Origin of the sequence: Bradyrhizobium lablabi (assembly GCF_018129385.1) — a bacterium.
In the GTDB taxonomy this organism is placed as follows: domain Bacteria; phylum Pseudomonadota; class Alphaproteobacteria; order Rhizobiales; family Xanthobacteraceae; genus Bradyrhizobium; species Bradyrhizobium lablabi_C.
This window is the reverse complement of sequence record NZ_JAFCLN010000002.1, coordinates 216,228-242,159: the sequence shown is the minus strand read 5'-3', so window position 1 is coordinate 242,159 and position 25,932 is coordinate 216,228. Positions and strand designations below refer to the sequence as shown.

At 63.3% G+C, this 25,932-nt stretch carries 27 protein-coding genes; 8 read left to right on the top strand and 19 right to left on the bottom strand.

All coding sequences use genetic code 11. The features are described from left to right. The first annotated feature begins 122 nt into the window (after window positions 1-122). Window positions 123-836: a DNA helicase gene (locus JQ628_RS04655; RefSeq protein ID WP_212219987.1), complete on the top strand. Its 714-nt coding sequence runs from the start codon at window positions 123-125 to the stop codon at window positions 834-836. Window positions 837-864: 28 nt separating this feature from the next. Here the strand turns inward: JQ628_RS04655 and JQ628_RS04650 are convergent, their stop codons facing one another. The 5 genes from JQ628_RS04650 to yajC are packed head-to-tail and all read right to left on the bottom strand — an operon-like array spanning window position 865 to window position 5,189. Then, window positions 865-1,734, bottom strand: coding sequence for a phytoene/squalene synthase family protein (locus tag JQ628_RS04650; RefSeq protein WP_212219985.1), 870 nt, complete (start codon window positions 1,732-1,734; stop codon window positions 865-867). After that, complete coding sequence (locus JQ628_RS04645; RefSeq protein WP_212219983.1) at window positions 1,731-2,111, bottom strand: Mth938-like domain-containing protein; 381 nt, start codon at window positions 2,109-2,111, stop codon at window positions 1,731-1,733. Before JQ628_RS04645 ends, JQ628_RS04650 begins: the two co-directional genes overlap by 4 nt. A gap of 6 nt (window positions 2,112-2,117) precedes the next feature. Next, the gene (gene secF / locus JQ628_RS04640) at window positions 2,118-3,167 is read right to left on the bottom strand and encodes a protein translocase subunit SecF (protein ID WP_212219981.1); all 1,050 of its coding nucleotides are present in this window, start codon (window positions 3,165-3,167) and stop codon (window positions 2,118-2,120) included. A 16-nt stretch (window positions 3,168-3,183) separates the two neighbouring features. Continuing rightward, a complete protein-coding gene (gene secD, locus JQ628_RS04635) occupies window positions 3,184-4,785 on the bottom strand; it encodes a protein translocase subunit SecD (RefSeq protein WP_212219979.1) in 1,602 nt (533 codons plus the stop codon). 41 nt (window positions 4,786-4,826) lie between these two features. Beyond that, window positions 4,827-5,189 carry a preprotein translocase subunit YajC gene (yajC, locus tag JQ628_RS04630; protein ID WP_212219977.1) on the bottom strand — a complete coding sequence of 121 codons (363 nt, stop codon included), beginning with the start codon at window positions 5,187-5,189 and terminating at the stop codon, window positions 4,827-4,829. A gap of 187 nt (window positions 5,190-5,376) precedes the next feature. Between yajC and JQ628_RS04625 the strand changes: the two genes are divergently transcribed. Further along, window positions 5,377-6,357 carry an ATP-binding protein gene (locus JQ628_RS04625; RefSeq protein ID WP_212219975.1) on the top strand — a complete coding sequence of 327 codons (981 nt, stop codon included), beginning with the start codon at window positions 5,377-5,379 and terminating at the stop codon, window positions 6,355-6,357. Between the two features lie 126 nt (window positions 6,358-6,483). Here JQ628_RS04625 and JQ628_RS04620 read toward each other — a convergent pair whose 3' ends face one another. From JQ628_RS04620 to JQ628_RS04610, 3 genes are all read right to left on the bottom strand, one after another. Then, complete coding sequence (locus JQ628_RS04620) at window positions 6,484-7,995, bottom strand: DHA2 family efflux MFS transporter permease subunit (RefSeq protein ID WP_249127483.1); 1,512 nt, start codon at window positions 7,993-7,995, stop codon at window positions 6,484-6,486. A 254-nt stretch (window positions 7,996-8,249) separates the two neighbouring features. Beyond that, the gene (locus JQ628_RS04615; protein WP_212219973.1) at window positions 8,250-9,635 is read right to left on the bottom strand and encodes a peptidoglycan DD-metalloendopeptidase family protein; all 1,386 of its coding nucleotides are present in this window, start codon (window positions 9,633-9,635) and stop codon (window positions 8,250-8,252) included. 108 nt (window positions 9,636-9,743) lie between these two features. Beyond that, a complete protein-coding gene (locus JQ628_RS04610) occupies window positions 9,744-10,394 on the bottom strand; it encodes a protein-L-isoaspartate(D-aspartate) O-methyltransferase (protein WP_212219971.1) in 651 nt (216 codons plus the stop codon). A gap of 284 nt (window positions 10,395-10,678) precedes the next feature. Here JQ628_RS04610 and JQ628_RS04605 point away from each other — a divergent pair, with 284 nt between their 5' ends. The 5 genes from JQ628_RS04605 (at window position 10,679) to JQ628_RS04585 (ending at window position 13,735) form a co-directional block, all read left to right on the top strand. After that, a complete protein-coding gene (locus JQ628_RS04605; RefSeq protein ID WP_212219969.1) occupies window positions 10,679-11,056 on the top strand; it encodes a response regulator in 378 nt (125 codons plus the stop codon). A gap of 81 nt (window positions 11,057-11,137) precedes the next feature. Further along, complete coding sequence (locus JQ628_RS04600; RefSeq protein ID WP_212219967.1) at window positions 11,138-11,476, top strand: hypothetical protein; 339 nt, start codon at window positions 11,138-11,140, stop codon at window positions 11,474-11,476. A gap of 249 nt (window positions 11,477-11,725) precedes the next feature. After that, window positions 11,726-12,259: an REP-associated tyrosine transposase gene (locus JQ628_RS04595; protein WP_212219965.1), complete on the top strand. Its 534-nt coding sequence runs from the start codon at window positions 11,726-11,728 to the stop codon at window positions 12,257-12,259. 442 nt (window positions 12,260-12,701) lie between these two features. Further along, window positions 12,702-13,373, top strand: coding sequence for a hypothetical protein (locus tag JQ628_RS04590; RefSeq protein ID WP_212219963.1), 672 nt, complete (start codon window positions 12,702-12,704; stop codon window positions 13,371-13,373). A 107-nt stretch (window positions 13,374-13,480) separates the two neighbouring features. Next, complete coding sequence (locus JQ628_RS04585; protein WP_349628018.1) at window positions 13,481-13,735, top strand: helix-turn-helix domain-containing protein; 255 nt, start codon at window positions 13,481-13,483, stop codon at window positions 13,733-13,735. Window positions 13,736-13,756: 21 nt separating this feature from the next. Here the strand turns inward: JQ628_RS04585 and surE are convergent, their stop codons facing one another. After that, window positions 13,757-14,524 carry a 5'/3'-nucleotidase SurE gene (gene surE, locus JQ628_RS04580; RefSeq protein WP_212219961.1) on the bottom strand — a complete coding sequence of 256 codons (768 nt, stop codon included), beginning with the start codon at window positions 14,522-14,524 and terminating at the stop codon, window positions 13,757-13,759. Window positions 14,525-14,795: 271 nt separating this feature from the next. Here surE and JQ628_RS04575 point away from each other — a divergent pair, with 271 nt between their 5' ends. After that, a complete protein-coding gene (locus JQ628_RS04575; protein WP_212219959.1) occupies window positions 14,796-15,749 on the top strand; it encodes a hypothetical protein in 954 nt (317 codons plus the stop codon). Here JQ628_RS04575 and JQ628_RS04570 read toward each other — a convergent pair. The 10 genes from JQ628_RS04570 to argS form a co-directional block, all read right to left on the bottom strand. Next, window positions 15,731-16,474, bottom strand: coding sequence for a hypothetical protein (locus tag JQ628_RS04570; RefSeq protein ID WP_212219957.1), 744 nt, complete (start codon window positions 16,472-16,474; stop codon window positions 15,731-15,733). The genes JQ628_RS04575 and JQ628_RS04570 overlap by 19 nt on opposite strands. Before the next feature lie 25 nt (window positions 16,475-16,499). Beyond that, window positions 16,500-17,822: a serine--tRNA ligase gene (gene serS, locus JQ628_RS04565; protein ID WP_212219954.1), complete on the bottom strand. Its 1,323-nt coding sequence runs from the start codon at window positions 17,820-17,822 to the stop codon at window positions 16,500-16,502. 157 nt (window positions 17,823-17,979) lie between these two features. Beyond that, window positions 17,980-18,786, bottom strand: a complete 807-nt coding sequence (gene tatC, locus JQ628_RS04560) for a twin-arginine translocase subunit TatC (protein ID WP_212219952.1) — start codon at window positions 18,784-18,786, stop codon at window positions 17,980-17,982. Beyond that, complete coding sequence (gene tatB, locus JQ628_RS04555) at window positions 18,783-19,301, bottom strand: Sec-independent protein translocase protein TatB (protein WP_212219949.1); 519 nt, start codon at window positions 19,299-19,301, stop codon at window positions 18,783-18,785. The genes tatC and tatB overlap by 4 nt, the downstream gene beginning before the upstream one ends. A gap of 87 nt (window positions 19,302-19,388) precedes the next feature. Beyond that, the gene (locus tag JQ628_RS04550) at window positions 19,389-19,628 is read right to left on the bottom strand and encodes a twin-arginine translocase TatA/TatE family subunit (RefSeq protein ID WP_212219946.1); all 240 of its coding nucleotides are present in this window, start codon (window positions 19,626-19,628) and stop codon (window positions 19,389-19,391) included. A 161-nt stretch (window positions 19,629-19,789) separates the two neighbouring features. Beyond that, window positions 19,790-20,560: an SMC-Scp complex subunit ScpB gene (gene scpB / locus JQ628_RS04545; RefSeq protein ID WP_212219943.1), complete on the bottom strand. Its 771-nt coding sequence runs from the start codon at window positions 20,558-20,560 to the stop codon at window positions 19,790-19,792. A 20-nt stretch (window positions 20,561-20,580) separates the two neighbouring features. Beyond that, complete coding sequence (locus tag JQ628_RS04540) at window positions 20,581-21,399, bottom strand: segregation and condensation protein A (protein ID WP_212219941.1); 819 nt, start codon at window positions 21,397-21,399, stop codon at window positions 20,581-20,583. Continuing rightward, on the bottom strand, window positions 21,396-22,424 hold the full coding sequence (nagZ, locus tag JQ628_RS04535) for a beta-N-acetylhexosaminidase (RefSeq protein WP_212219938.1): 1,029 nt from the start codon (window positions 22,422-22,424) through the stop codon (window positions 21,396-21,398). Before nagZ ends, JQ628_RS04540 begins: the two co-directional genes overlap by 4 nt. Before the next feature lie 57 nt (window positions 22,425-22,481). Further along, complete coding sequence (locus tag JQ628_RS04530; RefSeq protein WP_212219935.1) at window positions 22,482-24,032, bottom strand: SPOR domain-containing protein; 1,551 nt, start codon at window positions 24,030-24,032, stop codon at window positions 22,482-22,484. Window positions 24,033-24,137: 105 nt separating this feature from the next. Then, complete coding sequence (gene argS / locus JQ628_RS04525; protein WP_212219932.1) at window positions 24,138-25,928, bottom strand: arginine--tRNA ligase; 1,791 nt, start codon at window positions 25,926-25,928, stop codon at window positions 24,138-24,140. Window positions 25,929-25,932 lie beyond the last annotated feature (4 nt).

Sequence of the window (25,932 nt, the reverse complement as noted above, 5' to 3'; positions counted from 1 at the left end):
CCTCCCCCCTCCAATGGGAAAGCATCATTCATGCCGGGCCACCATCGATCATCGAACCGACTGTTCGAGCATCAAGCATAAGGAGGGGTTGCGACAACTGCTCGCAATGGGAGGTTCTCACGATGCGACTGTCTGCGCCTGTTTATCAATTGAGACGGAAGGCCCGGCTTCTATCCCGCGAAGCACGCATTCCCCTGCACGAAGCGCTTGATCGAATTGCCGCACAGGAGGGTTTTGCCGGCTGGAGCTTGCTGGTAGCCCGCGCTTCATCCGAAACGCCGGCCGGCAAACTGTTTGCGCGGCTGTCTCGCGGCGATCTTGTGCTGGTAGGCGCACGTCCCGGTCACGGCAAGACCTTGATGAGCCTTGAGCTTGCCGTGCAAGCGATGAAGTCCGGCAACAGGGCTGTGTTTTTCACCCTTGAGTACACAAAATGGGACATGCTGAATTGTTTCCGCGCGATCGGCGTGGAGCCGGCGAATTTCCATAGCCTGTTCGAATTCGACAACTCGGACAACATCAGCGCGGGTTACATCGTCGGCAAGTTGGCCACCGCGCCCCGCGGCACGCTGGTGGTCATCGACTATCTGCAATTGCTCGATCAGAAGCGCGAGAACCCGGCACTGATGCGTCAGGTTCGAACGCTCCAGTCGTTCGCACGGGCAAAGGGATTGATCTTCGTCTTCATCTCCCAAATCGATCGGTCGTACGATCCGTCGACGAAGCCGCTCCCGGATCTGGAAGACGTCAGATCGCCGAACCCGCTCGATCTGACGCTCTTTACGAAGACCTGTTTCCTGAACAACGGCGAAGTGCAGTTCCGGGCGGCAGGTTGAATACAATCGAGAGCATGGCGCGCTGTTGCTAGTCCCCGCCCCTAAACTCCGGGGAGCGGGAGGCTCGCCACAGCGTCCAGAGTAATCGAAGGCGCGGTGTCCGCCGCGGCACGAAGGGATCGTAGTCGGCCCGCGACATCCGCTTCAGGTCGCGGCGCGCCAGCGCCAGCGGCAGGAAGGCCGGGCGGACGTCTGCGGGCACCTCCGCCAGCAACCGCAACGCCGTGTCGAGATGCTTTTTTGCCTCATCTATCAACTGATCGATGGCGACCCGCATTCCGGGCGTCTGCTTGCCGGCAAAAACCTCGTGCTGGCCGCTGCCGTTCTGCTCCAGCAGTTGCAACGGGACGAATAGCTGGCGCCGGGCAGTGTCGATCGGCAGCGCCGAAATGACCTGCGTCAGGCCGTAGGCAAGGCCGGCATGGCGCGCAACATGGTCGATCTCCGCCGATGGCCGCAGCAGGAAACGCGTGCCGCAGGCGAACAGCGCCGATGCGGTGTCATTGGCGTAGCCTTCCAGCGCCGACAGCGACGGCATCGGATCGTTGTAGAGGTCGAATTCATGCTCCTCGACCAGCCGCACCAGCCGGTCGATCGGCAGCCGCCAGGTCCGGACCGCCCATAACAGCTCGGCGGCCACCGGGCTGCCCTCAATGCCGCCGTGGTCCTCCCCGAGCAGCAGATCGCTCCACCAGCGCAGGCGGATTTCGCCCGGCAGCGGCTGGGTGACCACCTCACGCACGCGCGATATCTCCACATTGAAGGCGTAGAGCGCCAGCAGCGGGCGGCGGTGCACACTCGGCAGGAACAGGGTCGAAGCGTAGCGCGGGAAATCGTGCGTGCGCACCAGATCGGCGCAGAAGGCGGCGGCCTCTTCGGGCGACTGCACTTCGCTCATGGCACCGCGATCAGCGCGGCCGCAACGCGCCGCCGCTCTCCCAGCATGATGTTGTAGGTGCGGATCGCAGGCCCCGTCTGCATGGCGTCGAGCACCACCTTCACGGCGCGCAGTGCCTCCCGCAATTCGCGCGGCGGCACCCAGACTTCCGTGCCGGTACCGACGATCAAGGTATCGATGCTGTTGGCGGCCTCAAAGACCTTTGTCAGGGAGTAGCGGTCGATCTCCTGCGGCCTCATCACCGGCCAGGCCCAGATCGCATCCGGCAGGCAGAGCAGCGAGCCACGATGCGACATGTCGGCAAAGGCGAACCCGCCCTTACCGTAGGCATCGATCGGGGCCGACCTCGGGAAATGCAGGTCCGAGGGCGCGGTCATGGATTTTTACTTCTTGGCTGCCAGTTTTTCCGGCTTGTTCGGCTTTTCCATCTTCTCCGGCTTGTCCTCGGCGTCGGCCCGGTGTTCACCGACACCGAGATAGATCAGGATCGGCGCGGCGATGAAGATCGACGTATAGGTGCCGACCAGCACCACGCCGAACATCATCACGGCCGTGAAGCTGTGGATGGCGTGACCGCCGAACAGGAGCAGCGCAAGCAACGCCAGCGTCACCGTGACGTGGGTGATGATCGAGCGCGACAGCGTCGAGTTGATGGACTCGTTCAGGAGCTGCGGCATCGGCATCTTCTTGTAGCGCCGCAGCATTTCGCGGATGCGGTCGTAGATGACGACGGTGTCGTTGAGCGAGTAACCGAGAATCGTCAGCAGCGCCGCGATACTGGTCAGGTCGAAATCGACCTGCGAGATCGACATGAAGCCGATGGTCAGCACGATGTCGTGCACGTTGGCGATCATGGCGCCGAGCGCGAACTGCCACTCGAAGCGGAACCAGAGATAGATCAGGATGCCGACGATCGCCAGCATCAGCCCGAGCATGCCGTAGGCGAGAAGCTCGCCGGAAACGCGCGGTCCCACCACCTCGACGCGGCGATACTCGACGGAATCGCCAAGCGCGGCGCGGATCTTGTCGACAGCAACCTGCTGCTCCTTGTCCCCGCCGGGCTGCTCCGCGACGCGCAGCAACACGTCGGCCTGACCTTCGCCGAATTGCTGTAATTGCACTTCACCAAGCCCGAGACTGCCGAGCGTGGTGCGCATCTGCGCGATGTCGGCGGTACCGGATTTGGCTCGTACCTCCATCAAGGTGCCGCCCTTGAAGTCGATGCCGAAATTCAAAGGGTGGGTGAAGAACAGGATGATTGCGGCGATCGACAGCGCCGCCGAGATTGGAAACGAGATGCGGCGGAACTGGGTGAAGTCGAAATGCGTGTCGTCGGGTACGATACGCAGCGGCGGCAACAGATCGAGCACGCTGACAACGGTCAACACGGCAATCAGAACGGCCAGAGAGATCAGAACGAATTGGGTGGTCACAGCCGGCTCCGCAAACTCAGATCGGCACAGTCTTCGGCCGCTTCCACTGCACCCACCACGCCACGATCAGGCGGGTTACAGTGAAGGCGGTGAAGACAGTGGTGATGATGCCGATGCCGAGCGTCACGGCAAAACCGCGAACCGGTCCGGTACCGATATAGAACAGCACCGCTGCGGCGATGAAGGTGGTGATGTTGGAGTCGAGAATTGTCGCCAGCGCACGCCTGAACCCAGCATCGATGGCCGAGATCGGCGTGCGACCGGCTCGGAGCTCCTCGCGGATACGCTCGTAGATCAGCACGTTGGAATCGACGGCGATGCCGACGGTGAGCACGATGCCGGCGATACCGGGCAGTGTCAGCGTGGCGTTGAGCAGCGACAGGATGCCGAAGATCATGGCGACGTTGATCGCGACCGCGATATTGGCGAACACGCCGAACAGGCGGTAGGTGACCAGCATGAAGATGATGACCAGGATCGAGCCGACATACGCGGCGAGCTCGCCCTTTTCGATCGAGTCCGCGCCGAGGCCCGGGCCGACGGTGCGCTCTTCAACCACCGTGAGCGGCGCCGGCAGCGCGCCGGCGCGCAGCAAGATCGCGAGGTCGTTGGCTTGCTGGACGGTAAAGTTGCCGGAAATCTGTCCTTGGCCACCCGTAATCGGCTCCTGGATTACCGGCGCGGAGATCACCTGGTTGTCGAGTACGATCGCGAACGGCTCTTTCACATGCTCGGTGGTCGCCTGCGCGAACTTGCGCGCGCCCGTCGTATTGAACTTGAAGGAGACGATCGGCTGGCCGCTGCGCTGATCAAACCCGGGCTGCGCGTCGGTCAGGTCGCCACCGGATACCAGCACCTGCTTCTTGATGACGTAGTTCTGGCCGGGGTTTTCGGCGCTGGGCAGCAATTCCGAATCGGCCGGAACGCGGCCGCCGGCCGCCTGCTCGGGCGACACGGTAAGGTCGACCATGCGGAATTCCATCTTGGCGGTCTTGCCAAGCAATTCCTTCAGGCGGGTCGGATCCTGAAGGCCCGGCACCTGCACCAGGATGCGGTCGGTGCCCTGACGCTGAATCAGAGGCTCGACGGTGCCGAGTTCATTGACGCGGCGTTCGACGATCTGGATCGACTGCTCTATGGTCTTGCGCATGCGATCGAGAATCGCCGGCTGCGGAACGGTGAGGCGGATCAAGCCGCCGCCTGCGTCCGACACTTCGAGGTCGCGCTGCCCGCTCCCTCCCATCAGGCCCCCAAGGGGCTGCGCGAGATCGCGCAGCTTGGAGAGCGCAGCGGGAACGTCGGTATCCTTGGTGATGCGAACTTCAACGGCGTCGCCGCGGACTACGGCACCGGAATTGACGATCCGGGCATCGCGCAAAACCTTCCGCACGTCGTCCCGAATGGCATTGAGCCGATCCCTCTTTACAGAGTTGCCGTCGACTTCCAGCAGAAGATAGGAGCCGCCTTGCAGATCGAGGCCAAGCACCAGATGGCGCTGCGCCCATCTCGGCCAGGTCTTGACCGTGGATTCCGGAAAGAAGTTCGGAACGGCGAACAGGCAGACGATCAGCGCCGTAAGGACGGTCGCCAGCGCCTTCCACCGCGAGAAATACAACATCGGATATGACCTGTCAGATCAGGAGAGAATGCGGCGCGCAATCACTTCGCGGTCGCATCGTCCTTGGCTTCGGCCTTCTCCTTGGCCGGCTCGCCCTTGGCGCGCACGCCGGAAATCATCTGCCGCATCTGGCGCACGCGCACGCCGTCGGAGATTTCGAACTCGATCTGGTCGTCGTCGACCACCTTGGTCACCTTGCCGACGAGACCGCCCGAGGTCACCACGGTATCGCCGCGGCGGATGTTCTTCACCAGTTCCTGGTGGTCCTTCACCTTCTTCTGCTGCGGGCGCAGAATCAGGAAATACATGATCACGAAGATCAGCGCGAACGGCAGCAGCGACATGAGCATGCTGTTGGCATCGCCACCGGCTGCGGCCTGGGCAAACGCAGGGGTAATCAGCATTCGGACAATCCTCGGGGTAAGACGGAAAAGAACCGGCAAGCGCGGGACGCGCCGGGGCCGGTTCGGGCCAAATTCGCGCGGACTATAGCGGCCGCGGTCCCAATTGCAACGCTGGCTGGCTTCTCATTTAGGCAGCTTGCGAGACCTGCCAAGGCCCGATAAGGCTGCCCCGTCAGGAACTTCGCCAATGTCCAAGAAACCCAAGAAACCTAATAAAACTGCCCCTCGGGCGGCCTCCAAGGCCGCAACCCCTGAGGTTGCCAAGCCCGCGACAAAACGTCCGGCGGCTGCGTTAACAGACGGCAATGCGGAGCGGATCGCAAACGCGCTGGAAGCCATCGCGGCGCACCTTTCCGCCGCCGTCCCGCCCGCTGCGACCGCCGAAACGTTCGGCAGCGCCGATGCCTTTGTCTGGCACCCGGACGGACGGCTGTCGCCGGTACCGCGCGTGAGCCGGGTCGAGATGGACCTGCTCAAGGGCATCGACCGGATGCGCGATATCCTGGTGGAAAACACCGAGCGCTTCGCCAACGGCCTACCCGCCAACAACGCGCTGCTGTGGGGCGCGCGCGGCATGGGCAAGTCCTCGCTGGTGAAAGCGTCCCATGCCAGCATCAATCTGAACCGCAAGCCGGCCGACAAGCTGAAGCTCATCGAGATTCACCGCGAGGACATCGAGAGCCTGCCCGCCCTGATGGACCTGCTGCGGGATTCGGATTTCCGCTTCATCGTGTTCTGCGACGACCTGTCGTTCGACGGCAACGATGCCTCCTACAAGTCGCTCAAGGCGGTGCTGGAAGGCGGCATCGAGGGCCGCCCCGAGAATGTCATCCTCTACGCCACCTCCAACCGGCGGCACCTCCTGGCGCGCGAGATGATCGAGAACGAGCGCTCGACTGCGATCAATCCCGGCGAAGCGGTCGAGGAAAAGGTCTCGCTGTCCGATCGCTTCGGCCTCTGGCTCGGCTTCCATCGCTGTAGCCAGGACGAGTATCTCGCGATGGTAAAGGGCTATTGCGGCCATTTCGGCATCAAGCTCGCCGAAGAGGAACTCGAGCGCGAGGCGCTGGAATGGTCGACCACGCGCGGCTCGCGTTCCGGCCGCGTCGCCTGGCAGTTCACGCAGGAACTGGCCGGACGGCTCGGCGTGCGGATGACGGCGGGTTGAGCCTCTCGTGTCCCGGATGCGATGCAGCGTGAAACGCTGCTTCGTAGAGCCGGGACCCCCGGCCCAATGGCCCCCGGCTCTGCGGCGCATCACTCCGTGCTGCGCCGCGTCCGGGGAACGAAAGTCCTAGCTCGGCTTCCCATCGCCCCGCTTTGAGCGCGCAAACGGAATCAGCAGCAGGCCCAGCACCGCGATTCCGGCCATCATGGCCCACGCCTCGTTGGTGCTGGCGGCGAAGGCCGCCTGCTCGATCGCTTCGGTGGCCGTCGACAAGTCCGAGGGAATCCGGTCCAGCCCGATCGCTTGCGCGGTCGCCACATCGCCGGCGGCGAGGCGCTGCCGGATGGCCTCGATATGGCCGCTGGTGCGGCCGTAGAGGATGGTATCGATCAGCGCAATGCCAACGGCGCCGCCGAGGTTGCGCATCATGTTGAACAGACCGCTGGCGTCGGGCACCTGCTTGTGCGGCAACGTCTGAAGCGCCATCCGGGTCGGCGGCAACAAGCAGAACATCGCCGCAAAGCCGCGCAGCACCTGCGGCCAGAACATCTCGTCGAAATCGGCGGTGCTGCTTTCGAACGCGCTCATGCCGAGCCCGACCGCGAACAGGGAAAAGCCGAATGCGGATAGCCAAAGCGGATTGGCCCGGCTCTCCAGCGCGCCCGCGATCGGCGCGGCCACCAGTTGCGCTGCGCCCGTCACCAGAATGATCTTGCCGATCTCCAGCGCATCGTGCTGACGGACATAGGCCAGAAAGACCGGCATCAGATAGACCGCGCCGAACAGGCCGACGCCAAGGCAAAAGCTCAGCACGCAGCCGATCGAGAACGGCCGCACTCTCAGCGTCGAAAGCTCGACGATCGGCTGCACCGCCTTCAGGGTACGGATCGCAAACAGCGCGGTGGTGACGGCGCACAGGGCAAACAGTGCAAAGCACAGCACAGAGAGCCAGCCCGACTGCGGCGCCTGCTTCAATCCGATCTCGAGGCTCGCCAGCGCAATCGCCATCAGCGCCAGCGAGATTGCGTCGAAATTTCTGAGGTGATTGAGACGCGCCCTGCCCCACGGCAGCAGGAATGGCGTTGCGAGCGCGGCAACCACGCCGGGGATCACGTTGACCAGGAACAGCCAGGGCCAGGAGTAATGGTGCGTGATCCAGCCGCCGACGACGGGCCCGACCGTCGGCGCCAGCACCGCCATGATGCCGGCGATCGTTCCGGCCACCGGATGGGCGCGCGCCGGAAACAGCAGGAAGATTCCGGAGAATACCGCGGGGATCAGCGTGCCGCCGGCAAAGCCCTGGAAGATGCGGAAGATCACCAGCGATGCAAAACTGGTGCTGAAGGCGCAGCCGACCGACGTCACCGTGAAGACGGAGATCGCGATCACGAACAGCCAGCGCAGCGTCAGGACCCGCGTCAGCCAGCCGGTGAGCGGAATGGCCGTTATCTCGGCGATCAGATAGACCGTCTGGATCCAGCTCATCCGGTCAGGCGAAATCCTCAGCGCGCTCTGGATTGTCGGCAGCGAGGTGGCGACGACCTGGATGTCGAGGATCGCCATGAACATGCCGACGCACATCAGGCCGAAGCCGAACCAGGTGCCTATCCGTGCCTTTGTCGTTCGCCAGACCGTCATTGCGCGGTGCGCGTCATCGTCTCAAGCGGCGCACAGGGCGCGCGAAAAGGGAGTGTTTTGCCGAAACCGAAGGGCGGGAATTGCGAGGTCAGTCAAATGCCAGGAGATGAAATAGCCGACCGCAACTGCGCTGTATACGGCTCTGGCGGTCCGGCAACCGGCCCTGCCGGAACCGCAAGAATGGCCTCAACAGCAAATCGCCCGCTGCAAGCGGGCGATCGTGATCGTTGATAGCAAGACCTTCGACCAAGGCCTCACGTACCGTTGAGGAATTGCATCGGGTCAACCGGCGAAGAGCCCTTGCGGATTTCGAAATGGAGCTGCGGCGAGCCCACCTCACCCGATTGACCCGACTTGGCAATGACCTGGCCGCGCTTGATCGTATCCCCGCGCTTCACCATCAGTTCACTCGCATGGGCATATGCGGTGACGTAACCGTTGGAGTGCCGCACCAGAACCAGATTGCCGTAACCCTTGAGCTCGTTTCCGGAATACGCGACGACGCCGTCTTCCGCGGCCTTCACCGGCGTGCCTTCGGGCACGGCGACATTGATGCCGTCATTGGCCTTGCCGTTGGTCTTGGCGCCGTACGCCGTCATCACCTTGCCGCGCACCGGCCAGCGGAAGGTCGGCAGCGCGCCGGTGGCTTCGCTGGATTTCGCGTTGGACTCGGCGGCGGCCGGCTTTTCCTCAACCTGCGCTGTGGGCTGTGCGAGACGCGCGGCCTGCGGCGGCGCGCCTGCCGGCGCGATCGAGCGCGTCGCGGGCGGCGCCAGCGCGGCGACCTGCTGTGCGGGAGCGGCTGGAGCCGGCGCGGCTTCGGGCGCAGCCGCAGCGCTCTTGGTGCCGGGCACGGTCAGCTTCATGCCGAGGCTGAGCCGGGCCGACTGGTCGAGATTATTGGCTCTGGCGAGGTCGGCGGCTGTGATGTGGTTGCGGCGCGCGATGCTGTGGAGCGTATCGCCGCGATTGACGATATGGACGCTGGAGGCGCTCGCGACCGGCCGGCTGGCGGGCGGCGCGACCGCAGGCGCCGGTGCAGCAGCGGCCGTGTGGCGCGGTGGAATGACCAGTTGCTGGCCGGGCGACAGCGCGCGCGGGCCCTTGTAGCCGTTGGCCTTCAGGATCTCGGCACTCGAAACGTTGTAGCGCTTGGCCAGAATTTCGAGCGTATCGCTGGTGCCGACGATGATCGTGGTGCCGCCATGTGCTGCCCCTTGATGTGCCGCCCCCTGGGGGGCCGGACTGCGCGCGGCGACCGATTTGGGCGCCACGGTGCCGGTGGTCTCGAGGCGAGGCGGTTGGGCCGGCGGCGCATAGGACGAGAGCCCGCGCCCTCCTCCCGACACGCCCCGGCTGGAAACCGGATAGGACTGCGGAGCCGACACCGGCGGGGGCAACGGCTGCGATTGATATTGCGACTGCGGCCGGGCGTATTGCGGCAGCTCACGGCGCTCGACCGGTGCGGCCGGGACCGCGGCCGTGGTCTCGGGCTGGGACGCAAAGGGATTGCTGAACGAGCTTTGCTGGAAGCGGGTCTGGGTGTCGGCGCTGCACCCGGCAAACCCGACGGAAATGAGCGCCAGTGCCGCGGCTTGCGGCACGCGACGCGAGCGAAGCAACTCGGTGACGCGGGACATGGTTACTCACTCGTACGCAACAAAATACTGTTTTGAGTAAACACCTCGGGAGTAAATAACCGCTTAAGGCCCGGATAAGCTGTTGGCGGCAGGCGCCAATCCGCAATTCTACAGCTCGCGGGCGATCCCCGGCAGGGCCGGCACGAAGCGAACGTCCACCAGTTCCCGGTGCTCAAATCCGGTTTCGGTCCTGACCACCCGGACCAGGGTCTGGACGCCGTGATGCGGTCCGACCGGCGCGATCAGGACGCCGCCCGGCTCCAGCCGCTCCAGCAATTTTTCAGGAATCCGCTCCATCGCCGCGGTCACGATGATGCGGTCGAAGGTGCCGGCGCTGTCGGGGACATCGAACCCGTCGCCGACGATCACCTCGACATTGTTGTAGCCGAGCGTCTTGAGCCGTTCGCGCGCACTGTCGGCCAGAGTCCGGTAACGCTCGATACTGACGACGTCGACGCACAGCCGTGACAGGACGGCAGCCTGGTAGCCCGAGCCGGTGCCGATCTCCAGCACCCGGTTCGACCGCTGCACGTTGAGCTGCTCGGTCATATAGGCGACCACGAAGGGCTGGCTGATGGTCTGGCCGCAGGCAATGCCGAGCGCGCTGTCGCGATAGGCATCCTCGCGATCAGCAGCGTCCACGAACGCCTCGCGCGGCACCTCCTCCATGGTGCGCAGCACCGTCTGGTCGCTGATCCCGCGCCGCCGCAGGTTGAGCTGAAACATCATTTTTTCCGGCGGATTTGAAGTAACAGCCATGTCAATCTCGAAGCGGCGCGGATCGCGGCAGCCTGACGTGCGCGTCAAGCAGATTGATGCCATATGGACCCTGGCGGTTGGCGAAAATTTGCGCTTTTCCCCCGTTCCCGGCAAGGAACCCGGCGCCCGTTACTAGCGTTTAGGGTCCCGGCAGTTGCCAAGCGCCAGGGACGACAATCAGGAAACGATAACTCCCCGTAAAAGCCCGTGATCCAAGCATTAAAGTTGCGTCTGGAGGCGTTATTTGCCAACCTCGATTCAGGGCAAGGGCAAGGAATCCAGTGATGACGGCAACACGCCCGGGGGGCGGTTCTGTTTTCCTCGTCGAGGACGAGGTCATGATCCGAATGATGGTCGCGGACATGCTGGAAGAGCTTGGTTACCGCGTCGCGGCCGAGGCCGGCGAGATCGGCGAGGCGCTCAAGCTCGCGCAATCGACCGACTATGACTTCGCCATTCTCGATGTGAACGTCAACGGCAAGGTGATTTCGCCGGTCGCCGACCTGATCAAGGCGCGCAACCGCCCCTTCATCTTCGCCACCGGCTATGGCTCGTCGGGCCTGCCCGAAGAATACCGCGACCGCCCCGCGCTTCAGAAGCCATTCCAGCTCGAGACGCTGGCGCGGATGATCGACTCCACGCTGAAGGACGCTGCGGCCTAGCCTTATTAGCCGAATTGGCGGCGACCGGTGACGGATAGGCAAAGGCTCGTATTCTCGCGACACGTTCTGCCCGAGTTGTGCATGCGCTTCACGCCCGGAGGGCGCGGGGAATGCCGGGTGCGCGCTGCACCCGCGGTCCCGTGTGCGCTGCTTGCGCAACAAAAAAATGCACACGAGCATACAGGTGAAGCGGAAACACTCCGGCATCCCCTGCGCAATGGCTTTACGGCTTATATCGCGCTCTCCCTGGTGAGCGAGCTTGTTGTCACCATCGCCGGCGAGATTGCTCCCGCCAACTTGACGCCAGCGTCGCGGCGCCAGGACCACACGACTTCGCCGTACGCGGATGACGTTTCGTCCGGCGTGATGAAACGCCTGACGCCATCAGCGTCCACCGCATCCCATCCCGACGTTCAGTGACGACGGCCGACGCCCCCTCCTCGGGGATGAGACGGCGAGGTTTATAATTCTGATTTGCAGAAATGGAAAGCGGAATATTTTTGATTTGGGGCTTGACATCGATTCTGAAAATCGGAATTCGATTTGCCCGTCGGGTCGCAGAGGATTTGTAGGGCGGATTAGCGTAGCGTAATCCGCCCTCAGGGGTCGATACAATGGTGGCGGATTACGCTACGCTAATCCGCCCTACATCCCTGCCAGAGAACCGGCATGCCAAACTATCGTCGCGCGTTCGTCCCCGGCGGGTGCTGGTTCTTCACGGTGAATCTGCTGGAGCGCCGCAAATCGCTTCTCGTCGATTGTGTCGATGCGTTGCGCGAAGCCGTGAATGCAACGCGCAAGGCGCGCCCGTTCATCATTGATGCCGTCGTGGTGCTGCCCGACCACATCCATGCGGTCTGGACATTGCCTCCCGGCGACGCCGACTTTTCGACCCGCTGGCGGCTGATCAAGATGCGATTTGCGAGAGCACAGCCGAAGACGGAACGCCTGAGCAAGGTGCGCGCGGCGCGGAGCGAACGCGCCATCTGGCAGCGCCGGTTTTGGGAGCACCTCATCCGCGATGAGGCCGACTATGCCCGCCACGTCGAGTATTGCTACATCAATCCGGTGAAGCACGGATTAGTGACGCGGGTGCAGGACTGGCCACATTCCTCGTTCCACCGAGACGTGCGCGCGGGAATTTTCCCGGAAGATTGGGCAGGTGATATTGAGACCCAAGGCGAGTTCGGCGAGCGCAGCTAGACCGTAGGGCGGGCTAGCGAAGCGTAACGCGCCGAACCGTTGAAACAAAGATGGCGGATTACGCCTGTCGGCTAATCCGCCCTACGGGCTGTTGCTGTACAGGTCCCTGGGTTCGATACGCCACGAGTCTACGACTTCATTGCGAGAGATCCCGTCGCTAGTGCCATCATCGGTGTTGAAGTAAAAACAACGCTATACGACACTATCCGTTTGAACCCGGCTCAAGTTGCAAGAGATGTCGTCGTGATGAGTGCTGGTGGTGTAGCGTCAACATTGGGAGTGACGGTGACTGGAGTTGGTTATCAAACTTATTGTTTTGCTTGCAACGTTGTTGATATCAGGTCTTCGGCGCTTCGATCTACATTGCGTAACTTTGGCGTACCCTTTGTGCACGGAGGGTATCCCGGAGTATATCGCCCATGACACTGGCGGAAAATTTAAGATGCTGAAAGAGAAAACGATTACGCTAAGGCTCAAGGAACTTGGATATCTTCGTTGCGGAAGATTCATCTATAAAGCCAGCTGGAGCGCGCCAGATGTGGAACACTACCTTTACTTTTCAACTTATGGCTCCCCCAAAGAATTTCTGGCGGGAGATTTTGGAGTTCGAAACGAAGCCGCACAGTCATTCGGCGTGAAATGCGTGCGGGCTTATGGAGGTGCTATCTATCGACTAGTTGAGCAAGATGAACCAATGCGGTGCTACATGCGCTTTCCACTTGGCAAAATCGCAGGCTGGAGTCCCCGTTGGTCTCTGACCCTCTCGAATCAACCGGAGGCTGATTTGGTGGATCTGATAAGCGAAGCTGTCCGATACCAACTATTTCCTGTAATTCGCGAAGTGACAAATCTTGGTCGATTGTTATCTCTCCTTGAGAAGGATGAGGAGCCTGTGCGGTGGGTTCATGTCAATGGCGCGATGAGGGCGGCTCAAATAGCGTATTTGGCACGATTGCTGGGGATGGGAACAGCTGAAATTCGATCGATGCTACGGCGGCGGGAAAATGAGTTAGTCGCACATTTGAGGGGAGCCACGCTGGATTGCGCCTCCTACATCGAACGAATTATTGATGACGCTGAGGTCTCTCTGCGCGTCCGGAACCCATCTACGTAGAACCAATGCAGCCATTACGGACAGCCTTTCATTGCGGTGACAGTGCTGGACTGCACCCCTTAAGTGAGACACGGTAATTGCGGTGACAGGCATTTCGAGGATGACCTGTGGCATCACGAGGAAAGAACCGTCAGTTTCCGACGGCGTTTAAATTGAAGGCGATCAAGCGTGCCGAACGAGGCGACGGCGTTCTGCCGGTCGCACGCGAGCTTGGGATATCACGCGAGATTTTGCATGACTGGATCAAGGCGTGGAAGGCGCATGGGCCAGAGGGATTAAATCGCAAACCTGGACCCAAGCCGGTCCGCGAAAGCTTAAGTGCCCACCGTCATACGACGACAAGCGCTCGCACCTCAGGATGACGGCGGAGTTTGCGGCCCTCTTTACCCCAGCGTCTTCGTCAGCGTTTCCGAAAACGCTTCATCCGTGCGGTCGAGCCGCAGCGGGGTCACCGAGACGTAGCCGGCGGCCAGCGCGGCGAGATCGGTGCCTTCGGCGGGCGCGTCCATGACAGCGGCGCGCTCGAAGCCGATCCAGAAATAGGGATTGCCGCGGCCGTCGCGGCGCTGGTCGATGTTGAGAAAACCGAGATTGCGCTTGCCCTGCCGCGTCACGCGCACGCCCTTCACCTCGCCCGGCAGCCGGGCCGGAAAATTGACGTTGATCACGGTGTTCTTCGGCACGCCCGCGTCCATCACCTTGCGAATGATTTCGGGGCCGAATTTCTGCGCGGTCTCCCACAGCGGCTTTTCGCGCGTCTCGACCGAAAATTCCTGCGACAGCGCGAACGAGGGCAATCCCAGAATGGTGCCTTCGAGCGCACCGGCGATGGTGCCGGAATAGACCACGTCCTCGGCGACATTGCGGCCGCGGTTGACGCCTGACAGCACGAGGTCGGGCATCTCCTTGCCGAGGATGTGGCGCGCGCCCATGATGACGCAATCGGTCGGCGTGCCGCGCACGGCGAAATGGCGCGGGCCGACTTCGCGCAGCCGCAGGGGATCGTTCAGCGACAGCGAATGCGACACGCCGGACTGATCGAGCTCCGGCGCCACCACCCAGACATCGTCCGACAGCGCGCGGGCGATTTGCTCGACGACCTCCAGGCCCGGCGCATGAATGCCGTCGTCATTGGTGCAGAGAATTCGCATTCGTTTTCAGGGCCTTTCGGTCGATTCCGCCAAACCGTCAGGCGCCGTCTTAACCGCCTATCGCCGGCGAGGCAAACCCCGCAAACCTTCGCAAAACGGCGATTTTCGGTTGTACCGGGCCAGGCGCCGATTGTGATATCGGTCATACAGTCTGAAATCTCGACAGCGCATAGTCGAAAGGCCCGCCGAGCAGCGGATTCTTGCGGCTATGCTCAAGTGAATGACGTTGCGACGGCGACGTCGTGTCTTGAGGACGACAAGGGATCTGGTCGTGACCCGCCTTGCAGCAGTGATCGCCATCGCGATGTTCGGCCTGATCGCGCCGACGATGGCGTTCGCGCAATCGGATCAAGCGCCGACCGGCACCGGTTCAACCCGGCAACTGACCAAGACGATCCGGGAGCCTGTGGAAGCCATCGCGTGCGACGGCGGCACCGTCATCAGCGGACAGTGCGCCTGCCCGGCGGGATTCAATCTGCTTCCCGTGCCTTCCGGAAAGGGCGGCAAATGCCTCCAGAGCAATGCAGAAAATTGCCGCGGCGGCGATCTGACCGCCGACGGCACCTGTCTTTGCAATGGGCGCGTGACGATGTCGGGCGAGACCTATGGGCTCGAATGGGTCGGCGGCAAGTGCATTCCAAAGCGATGCCCGGTCGACACCTATCTGAAGGCGGGCCAATGCGTCGCCAGCAACGATCGGGCATTCACCTTCACGTGCCGCACCGGCTACATCCCCGACGCGGCAAGTCCCGGCGCGGCCGCGACCGGGCTGCATTGCGTGCCTGACCCGACGTTCTGTCCGGCCGAGTCCAGGCGCAAGAACGGATCCTGCGCGGCGCCAGCGGCAATCGCGATCGATTGCTTCGAGGGCCGCTGCATCTGCGGACCGAATGCTGAGTTCGTGAACTATCTGTGCCAGTGCACAGAACCCTATCGCAACGTTGGCGGCAGTTGCGTGGCCGGCGGTCCGCAAACGGCAAGTCACCGGCCGGAGGCAAAGGTGGAAACCGAAGAGCCTGAATCGAAACCGGCGGAGCGCTCACCGCGGCGAAAGGCCTGCGCGCGCGGCACGGTGCGGACGAAGGCCGGCAACTGCGTCGCGGCAAGGCCCGGCTACGCCATTCCTCGCCTCGGCCCCGAGGTGGGAATCCCATCCTATTATCAGGGCGCGCGGCCCCATCGTTATCCAAACTACCCGATCGGGACTCACAGCCTGTACGACTGAACCGCGTGAATCTGCGCGCGCCAGGGACGAACAAACCTGGCGCGGCCGGGGATGGGCATGCGCATGAACGGCGCTGCCGGTGACGGCGGTTGCGCGACTTCGATCACCGGCGATTGCCGCGGCGCATCTTCTATCATCGCGGCAGGCTCTGCTGGCTCCGGCGCTTTTGTGACCGGCTGCGGCGTCACGATTTGGCGCGGCGGCGCCGGTGCAATGGGAAGCGTTTTGTCGAGGCCGTAGGCTTCAAACCATTTGTTCAGCAAATCCTCAGGCGACGCAGATGGCGCCGGCCTTGGCGGTTCAGGTGTCGGAGTTTTTGGCTCGGAGATCTCTGCGACTTTGAGCGGCGCATCCACGAAAGCGCGCATCTGCAAGGGCGCCGCGGCCTCCGTTGGCGGTAGAGCCGGTGCTGATTCAGGCTCGGGCGTTAGTTCAGGCTCTGGCGTTGGTTCAGGTTCGGGTGCCAGTTCCGGCTCAGGTTCGGGCGAAGGCTCGACCACGCGCGGCGGCTCGGGATAGCGCCTGCGCGCGATCGCGAGCCCTTTGCCAAAATCCTCGGCGTTGAACCATTTTTGCTCGGTCAGCCGATCGAGCAGCTCATCGTCCCAGAGAGCCGCGATCCCGATATCGAACCGGCCGCCATGCCGCTGATCGATCGCCTGCATCCCGAATCCGGTGACCGCCCATTGCCGGCCGATCCAGTGGATGTCGCGATGCAACGCCATGGCGTACGCTTCTTCTTGTGTGGCGCTACTCGATCACCTTGAGGCCGCCCATATAGGGCTGGAGCACATCGGGCACGGCGATCGAGCCACCCTGCTGCTGATAGGTTTCCATCACTGCGATCAGCGCGCGCCCCACAGCGGTGCCGGAGCCGTTCAGCGTGTGCACGAAGCGCGGCTTGCCGTCGGGTCCACGATAGCGCGCATCCATCCGCCGCGCCTGGAAATCACCGCACACCGAGCAGCTCGAAATCTCCCGGAATGCGCCGCCGTCGCCCTGCCCCGGCATCCACACCTCGATGTCGTAGGTCTTTTGCGCGGAAAAGCCCATATCGCCGGCGCAAAGCGTCATCACGCGGTAATGCAGGTCGAGCTGGCGCAGCACTTCTTCGGCGCAAGCGAGCATGCGCTCCAATTCATCCTTGCTGTCCTCGGGCGTCGCGATCGAGACCAGTTCGACTTTTGTGAACTGGTGCTGCCGGATCATGCCGCGTGTATCGCGTCCCGCTGCGCCCGCTTCCGCGCGGAAGCACGGCGTGAGCGCGGTCAGGCGCATCGGCAATTCCTTGTCGTCGACGATGGATTCGCGAACGAGATTGGTGAGCGCGACTTCGGCGGTGGGGATGAGACCGAGGCGTTCGGTCCTCAGGCTCTCGCCGGGCGCAGCAAGCAACTCGCCCTTGATGGCCCAGAACTGGTCGTCCTCGAATTTCGGCAACTGCCCCGTGCCGAACATCACGTCGTTGCGCACCAGCAGCGGCGGATTCACCTCGGTATAGCCGTGTTCATTGGTGTGTAGATCGAGCATGAACTGTCCGATCGCCCGCTCCAGCCGCGCCAGCCCCTTTTTCAGCACGACAAAGCGCGCGCCGGAGAGTTTTGCCGCGGTTTCGAAGTCCATATAGCCAAGGCTTGTGCCGAGATCGTCATGCGGCTTTGGCGCAAAACCATAGTCGCGCTTCTTGCCGAAGACATGACGCTGCACATTGCCATGCTCGTCGGTACCGTCAGGCACCTCGTCGAGCGGCAGGTTCGGAATCGCGGCGAGCTCTTTGGAAAGCTCTTCGTCGGCTGCCTTCGCGGCTGCCTCCAGCTCCGGCATCGTGGTCTTGAGCTCGGCGACCTCAGCCATCAGCTTGGACGCGCGGGCCTCGTCCTTGGCCTTCTTGGCATCGCCGATCTCTTTGGAGGCTGCGTTTCGCCTCGCCTGCGCCTGTTCGGAGGCCAGGATCGCAGCACGGCGGCGCTCGTCGATCGCCAGCAGCGAAGACGACATCGGCGACAGCCCGCGCCGCTTCAGTCCGGCGTCGAAAGCTTCGGGATTGTCGCGGATCGCTTTAATATCGTGCATGGCGGGAATTCCTGAATCGGCCCGACTAGGGCGCGCTCCCAGTACCACACCCGTCATACTCCGCGAAAGCGGAGTATCCAGTACGCCGCGGCGTCTCGGCTCAAGCTGAGGTCTCTGGAATACTGGGTCACCCGCCTGCGCGGGTGACGACAATGGCCTATTCCGCCGGATTGGCCGCTGACGGCGCGCCGGCGGCGGCCTGCCCCGCGGCGGCCTTCTTTTCCACCATCTGCACGGCAAAAATCGCGCCCTCGTAGAGGACCAGCAGTGGGATGGCGAGCGAGGCCTGGCTCAGCACGTCGGGCGGAGTGAGGACGGCCGCGATGACAAAGGCGATAACGATGAAATAGCGGCGCTTTTCACGCAGCATTTTCGAGGTGACGATGCCGATCCGGCCGAGCAGCGTCAGGATCACAGGAAGCTGGAACGCGATGCCGAAGGCGAAGATCAGCGACATCATCAGCGACAAATATTCGCCGACCTTCGGCAGAAGCTGGATCTGCGCGGTCTCCTCGCTGCCCATCTGCTGCATGCCCAGCGAGAAGCGCACCAGCATCGGCAGCACGACAAAATAGACCAGCATCGCGCCCATGACGAAGAAAACAGGCGTCGCGATCAGGTAGGGCAGAAACGCATTACGCTCGTGCTTGTAAAGACCGGGCGCGACGAACTTGTAGATCTGGGTGGCAACGATCGGAAACGAGATGAAGGCGGCGCCGAACAGCGCCAGCTTCAACTGCGTAATGAAATATTCCAGCAGCGCGGTGTAGATGAACTTCGAGTTCTCGGGGCCGGCGACGAAGACGAACGGCCACACCAGCACGTTGTAGATCTGCTTGGCGAAGAAGAAGCAGAAGATGAACGCCACCGCAAAGCCGAGCAGCGCCTTGATCAGCCGCGAGCGCAGCTCGATCAGGTGATCCATCAACGGCGCCTTGCTGGCCTCGATGTCTTCGTCGCTCATGACGCTTTGGCGTCCTTCAGCACTTCGGACGGCTGCGTAGCCGCGGCCTGCTGCTGCGCGGCTTCGTGCTCGCGGGTAATGACCAGCGGCTCGCTGGCCGCCGCGTGCGCTTCGGCCTCGACAAAGGTCGACGGCGTCGGCTCGGCAGGCGTGGTCGGCGTCACCGGCTCTTCGATGACAGAGGCGACCTGCGCATCGACGGGCGGCTCGGCCGGCTTGTCGAGGCTGGGAATTTGCAGGGCGTCGCTGACGTCCTTCTGTAGCGACGTCATGACATTGCCGCCGGCAAGCCCGGTAGCGGCGTCCTTGACCTCGTCAAAGCTCTTCTTGAGGTCGGCCATTTCGGCCTCGCGCATCGCTTCCTGGAACTGGCCCTGGAATTCGGCGGCCATCTTGCGCGCCTTGGCCATCCACTGTCCGACGCTGCGCAGCACACCGGGCAGTTCTTTCGGGCCGATGGCGATCAACGCGACAACCGCGATGACCATCAGCTCACTCCACCCGATGTCAAACATGAAAGTTTCCGCTCACGCGAGAAATTTAGCCCTAATCCCTCTAGCAGGATTTGGGCGCGCCCGCGCTGTTTCTCAATGCGGCTCTAGTTAGACAGCCTTGCTGCCGACATCCGTCCGGGCGGCCGTGTTCGGCGCCGCATTGTGGTCGATCGTCTTCGGCGGCTCGGCGGGCTTTTCCGGCGCCTTGTCGTCGTCCTGCATGCCCTTCTTGAAGGCCTTGATGCCGTTGGCGACGTCGCCCATCAGATCCGAAATCTTGCCGCGGCCGAACAGCAGCAGGACCACCACGATCACGACGATCCAGTGCCAAATGCTAAGCGAACCCATCCTGCAACTCCTCCAAACACGGGGGCCGAGCCGGCCCAGAGCTTTGGCCGGAAGGTAGGCTCCCGAGGGACCGAAAACAAGGAGTTTGGCCGCGGCAAATCGCTGTCCGGCCTACGTATTAATGCTACCGTTAACCCCGGGAATTTGCGGGACGAAGCGGCCTAGTTTCCCTCGCCTTTGTCGGGTTCGGGCTCCGCAGCCGGCGCCTCAGCCTCTGCGGCTGGTGCCTCAGGCTCCGCAGCAGGTGCCAGGAGCAGTTCCAGGCTGTCGCCGGGCTCCAGCGCTTCCTCATCCTCGCGCAGCGCCGTGTCGTCGGAAGGCGTCGGAACATTAAATCCGGTGGGCAGACGCGAATCCAACAATCCCGTTCCCTTCAACTCCTCGAGACCGGGCAGATCGCCCAGCGCTTCCAGACTGAACTGCGAGAGGAATGCCTCCGTGGTGCCGAAGGTGAGCGGACGGCCAGGCGTCTTGCGGCGTCCGCGCGGGCGGATCCAGCCCGTTTCCAGGAGCACATCGAGTGTGCCCTTGGAGGTGACCACGCCGCGGATTTCCTCGATCTCGGCGCGCGTCACAGGCTGGTGATAGGCGATGATCGCCAGCACCTCGATTGCCGCGCGCGACAGCCGCCGCGTCTCGGTGGACTCGCGCGTCATCAGCCACGACAAATCGCCGGCAGTACGGAACGTCCATTTGTTGGCGACGCGAACCAGATTGACGCCGCGCGGGGCGTATTCGGCCTGCAACTGCGCCAGCGCTGCCTTGACGTCGACGCCGTCGGGCATGCGCTTGGCGAGCGTTGCCGTGTCGATCGGCTCGGCGGACGCGAACAACAGGGCTTCCAGGAGCCGCAATTCCTCAGGCCGCGCTTGCGGATCGGCGGGGGTGATCGCCTCGTCTTCTTCCACGCGTCTCTCCGCCAGGCTCGCCATGGCTGGTCTCCTTCTTCCAACTACTCAACGGATAAATCAGGCGCGGCTGCGGCCTGCGCCGGACGTTTCCGGAAATAAAGCGGTGCAAACGCCTGCTTCTGGTTCAATTCCATTTCACCTTCACGCACGAGTTCGAGCGCGGCGGCAAAGCTCGATGCGAACACGGTCGCCCTTTGCGAGGGATCGGCGACGTATTGCAGCAGGAACTCGTCGAGGCAGCTCCATTCCTCGGCGAGGCCGACGAGCCGCTCCAGCGAGGCGCGCGCTTCCGACAGCGACCACACCGTGCGCTTTTGCAGATGCACGGAGGTCAGCACGCGCTGCTGGCGCTGCGTGGCATAGGCGCTGAGCAGATCGAACAGCGTCGCGGTGTATTTCGGATGACGGATTTCCGCGATCGATTCCGGATTGCCGCGCGGAAAAATATCGCGCTGGAACTGCGGCCGGTTCATCAGCCGGTTGGCCGCTTCCCGGATCGCTTCCAGGCGGCGCAGCCGGTTGGCAAGCGCAGTCGCCATCTCCTCGGCGCTTGGCCCGTCCGGCGTTGCCGGCTCCGGCAGCAGCAGGCGCGACTTCAGGAAGGCGAGCCAGGCCGCCATCACGAGATAATCGGCGGCGAGCTCCAGCCGGATCTTTCGCGCTTCCTCGATGAAGGCGAGATACTGGTCGGCCAGCGCCAGGATCGAAATCTTGGAAAGATCGACCTTCTGCTGCCGGGCCAGCGTCAGCAGGAGGTCGAGCGGGCCCTCATAGCCGCCGACGTCGACCACCAGCGCCGGTTCGCCTTCGGCGATCTCGGCAGGCCGCCCGGTTTCAAATGACAGAATTTCCGCGGTCATGCGCTCGCCATCCCTGCCCGTTCAATCAACGCATCCAGCTCTGCGCGCGCCGCTGTTCGATCGAGCGGCTGAGGCGGCTTCCGCGCCGCCAGCGCCGCCTTCGCCCGCACCAGAGCCTGACCGGACAATTCCGGCGTCTGGCCGGCGACCTCGCGCATCTCGTTGAGCTTGCCGTTGCAATGCAGGACCATGTCGCAGCCGGCATCGACGATGGCCCTCGTCCGCTCGGCGATCGATCCCGCCAGCGCGTTCATGGAAACATCGTCACTCATCAACAAACCCTGGAACCCGATCACGCCGCGAATCACCTGTTCGATCATTTTCGCAGAAGTCGTCGCCGGTTGGGCGGGATCGATCGCGCTAAACACAACATGTGCGGTCATCGCCATCGGCAGGTCCGCGAGCGGTTGGAACGCGGCAAAATCGGTCCGTTCAAGCTCGTTTGGCAGCGTATCGACCGTCGGCAGCCTGAAATGGCTGTCGGCGGTAGCCCTGCCATGGCCGGGGATATGTTTGAGAACGGGTAGCACACCGCCCTGTTCCAGCCCTTCGGTGACGGCGCGGGCGATCGCGGCGACCTTTGTCGGCTCGGTTCCATAGGCCCGGTTGCCGATCACTGCGTCCGCGCCCTCCACCGGAACGTCCGCCAGCGGCAGGCAATCCACCGTTATGCCGAGATCGATCAGGTCGGCCGCAATCAGGCGCGAACTGAGACGGGCCGCCTTCAGCCCAAGCGCCGGATCGATGTCGTAGAGGGCCGAGAACACCGCGCCGGACGGATAGACCGGCCAATGGGGCGGGCCGAGCCGCTGAACGCGGCCGCCTTCCTGGTCGATCAGGACCGGCGCCGCCGGATTTTCGACGATTCCGCGCAATTCGCTCACAAGTCCAGCAACTTGCGCCGGCGTCTCGATATTGCGCGCGAACAGGATAAAGCCCCATGGCCGCTCCGCGGCGATGAATTTTCGCTCGGAATCGGTCAGTTCCAGGCCGGATACGCCTGTGATGAATGCGCGGCTGCTCATGGGCCCGACTAGCCCCTGCGCAGCCCGGGGGTCAAGCAAGGGTCAGGGAATCAGCCGCTAATTGCTTGGGACAAAGCACTGCCCGCCGGCAGTCCTGAAGTTGCTACAAAAACTTGTGGCTTCGTCCCGGGTGCTGAACGGGCCGACGAAGGCGCGATAGACGGTGCCCTTGTCGCCAAGATCGGCGCGACGGATCACGGGCTGACGGGAGCCGAGCACATTGGAGAACTTGCTCTGGAGCGCCCGATAGGACGCCTGGGCGTCCGCCTCGGTCTTCTGCGACGACACCTGGACCAGATAGTTGCCGCCATTGCCGTTGGACGCGGGTGCAACCTGTGCCGGACTGGCGGCAGCAACCCGTGCCGGAGGCTCGGGCGCGGGCGACCCCTGCGGCGACAGCGAGAGTGGCCCATTGGCGCTGGCATTGGCGGATGCCGGATTGCGCGGCGCGGGTGCAGCCGCTGCCGGGGCAGCCGCCGTGCGTGCCGGCGCAGCGGGTGCCACGACGGCCGGTGCCGCCGGCCTCGGCGGCGGCGCACCGGCGCCGGGGGGTACCCCGGCATCGGTCTGATCGCCCTTGACCGACAAGGTCCTGATCCGGCGCGGCTCGTTGTTCGGCATGGTGCCGTTCGCGGTCGGCGCCGGGGCAATCCCGGTCGGCGCCACGCTCGCCGGCGACGGCGGATTGGGATTTTGGGTCAGCGGCACGATGCGCGGTCCGGAGCGGTTGACGTCAACCGGCGTCTCCTCGCGCGGCACCAGCTTTTCGGTGCCGTCCCCAAGCGCCATCCGGTCCGGCGCCTTGGGCGCAGATTCCGCGGCGGCCGGCATCACCTTGGTCGGGCTGTTGTCGGCCTTGATGATCGGCGGCTCTCCGCTGCGGGGCGAGCCGACGAACGTCCTGTAGCCGAACGCAGCGCTGGTGCCGAGCACCGCAAGTGCAACAACGGCGGCAACAGTGATGAGGCCGCCGCGCTTGCGCGGCTCCTCTTCCGGCTCTTCCTCATAGGCGTTTTGATATGCGTAGGGATCGTCGGGATAAGCGGGATCGCGCTGATAGTCCTGTCCGGACTCGATCTGTCCGTACAGCGCATCGTCGTAGCGCGATGGATCGGGCGCCTGCTCGTTCCGTGCGTATTGCTGCTCGTCCTGATATTGCGGCTGCTGGTGTTGCGGCTGCTGATACTGCGGCTGCTGATACTGCGGCTGCGGCGCATATTGCGGCTCAGGCGCGGCATGCTGCGCGGCGTAGCGGTGCAACGGATGCACCGGGCTCGGCTGATACTCCGGCTCGTCGTAGTAATCCTGCTGCGGCGGCGGCGGAGGCGCCGCTTCCTGCCGGTTCGCGCGCTGCATCCACGGCGGCGGGCCTGCGGGAGGCTCGTCCTCGTAGGCGGGCGGCGGCTCGTAATGTTGCTGGACCGGCTGGCGCTGCTCGGAACGCGGCTGAGCTTTTACGTTGGCGCGGCCCATCGCGAACGGATCGGTCTGCCCGATCAGGCGCGCCAGTTCCGCGAGCGGATCGCTCTCGGCCTGACCATGCGGATCGTTGCCGCGGCCATACTCGTCCTGGGCGGGATAAGTTCGGTTCTGATATCGATCAGCCATCGTGACGATGCATCCCCTTCAACAGGAGCCCAAATCGTACGACAAACGAATGGTTACCTGCCAGTGCCGCGCCACATCCCCATGCGTGCAGCCTTCACCCCTAGCCTACCGCATCTCGGTTGGAGCGTGGACGCCGAGAACGGCGAGGCCCGATGCCAGAACCGAGACGACGCCCTGGACCATAGCCAGTCGCGCCCTTGTGATCTCTGCATCATCATTGATAATGAAGCGTAAATGCGGCAGGTCGCGGCCCTTCGTCCAAAGTGCATGAAATTCGCTGGCTAAATCATACAGATAAAAAGCGATTCGGTGCGGTTCATGTGCCATGGCGGCCGCTTCTGCCATCCTTGGAAAAAGTGCCAATCTTTTGAGCAGGTCGAGTTCCACGGGCTCGGACAGCTTCTCGAGGGGGGCCCCGGCCAGAAAAGCGCGCCGCGCACCGTCCTCCTCCGGCAGGTCCGGAATGACCTCCCGGGCATTCTTGAAGATCGAATGGCCGCGGGCGTGGCCATACTGGACGTAGAAGACGGGATTGTCTTTGGACTGCTCCAGCACTTTTGCGAGGTCGAAATCGAGCGTCGCGTCGTTCTTGCGGAACAGCATCATGAAGCGCACGGCGTCCGAGCCGACCTCGTCGACCACCTCGCGCAGGGTGACGAAGTCGCCGGAACGCTTGGACATCCGCACCTGCTCGCCGTTGCGCAGGAGGCGGACGAGTTGCACCACCTTCACATCCAGCGTGGCCTTGCCGTTCGTGACGGCCTTCACCGCGGCCTGCATCCGCTTGATGTAGCCGCCATGGTCGGCGCCGAACACGTCGACCAGATTGGCAAACCCACGCTCGAACTTGTTGCGGTGGTTGGCGATGTCGGAGGCGAAATAGGTGTAGGAGCCGTCCGACTTGATCAGCGGACGGTCGACATCGTCGCCAAAGGCGGTGGCGCGGAACAGCGTTTGCACGCGGTCCTCATAATCCTCGACCGGCGCGCCCTTCGGCGGCGGCAGACGGCCTTCGTAGATGTCGCCCTTGTTGCGCAGGTTATCGATGGTCTCGGCAACCTTGTTGTTGCCGTTCTCGATCAGCGAGCGCTCCGAGAAGAACACGTCGTGCTTGATGTTGAGCGCGGCAAGGTCGCCCTTGATCTCGTCCATCATCATGGCGATCGCCTTGTCGCGGACAACAGGCAGCCAGGCGCCCTCGCCCATCGCTGTGAGCTTGTCGCCGTACTGCTTCGCCAGCGCCTCGCCGACCGGCTTCAGATAATCGCCGGGATAGAGCCCTTCCGGGATGGCGCCGATGTCCTCGCCTAGCGCCTCGCGGTAGCGCAGGAAGGCCGAGCGCGCGAGCACGTCGACCTGCGCACCCGCGTCGTTGATGTAGTATTCGCGCGTGACGTCGAAGCCGGAGAATTGCAGCAGACTGCACAGCGCATCGCCGAACACGGCGCCGCGGCAATGGCCGACATGCATCGGCCCGGTCGGATTGGCCGAGACGTATTCGACATTGACCTTTTCCGATGCGCCGACGGCGCTTTTGCCGTAGGCCGCGCCCTCGCGCAGAACTTCGCGCAGCTCATCGGTCCAGGCCGACGGTTTCAGGGTGAGATTGATGAAGCCGGGACCGGCGACATCGACCGACGTGATCAGATCGTCGGCGCGCAGCTTCTCGGCGATCTTGTCGGCCAGATCGCGCGGTTTTGCCTTGGCCTCCTTGGCCAGCACCATGGCGGCATTGGTCGCCATGTCGCCATGGGAGGCATCACGCGGCGGCTCGACCACGACACGCGAAAAATCCGTGCCCGCGAGCCAGTTGCCCTCGGCGGCGAGCGCCGCGCAAGCCGCGTGTACGCGCGCCAAAACGGCGGAAAAGAGATGCTGTGACGGGGTATCGGCCATGGGC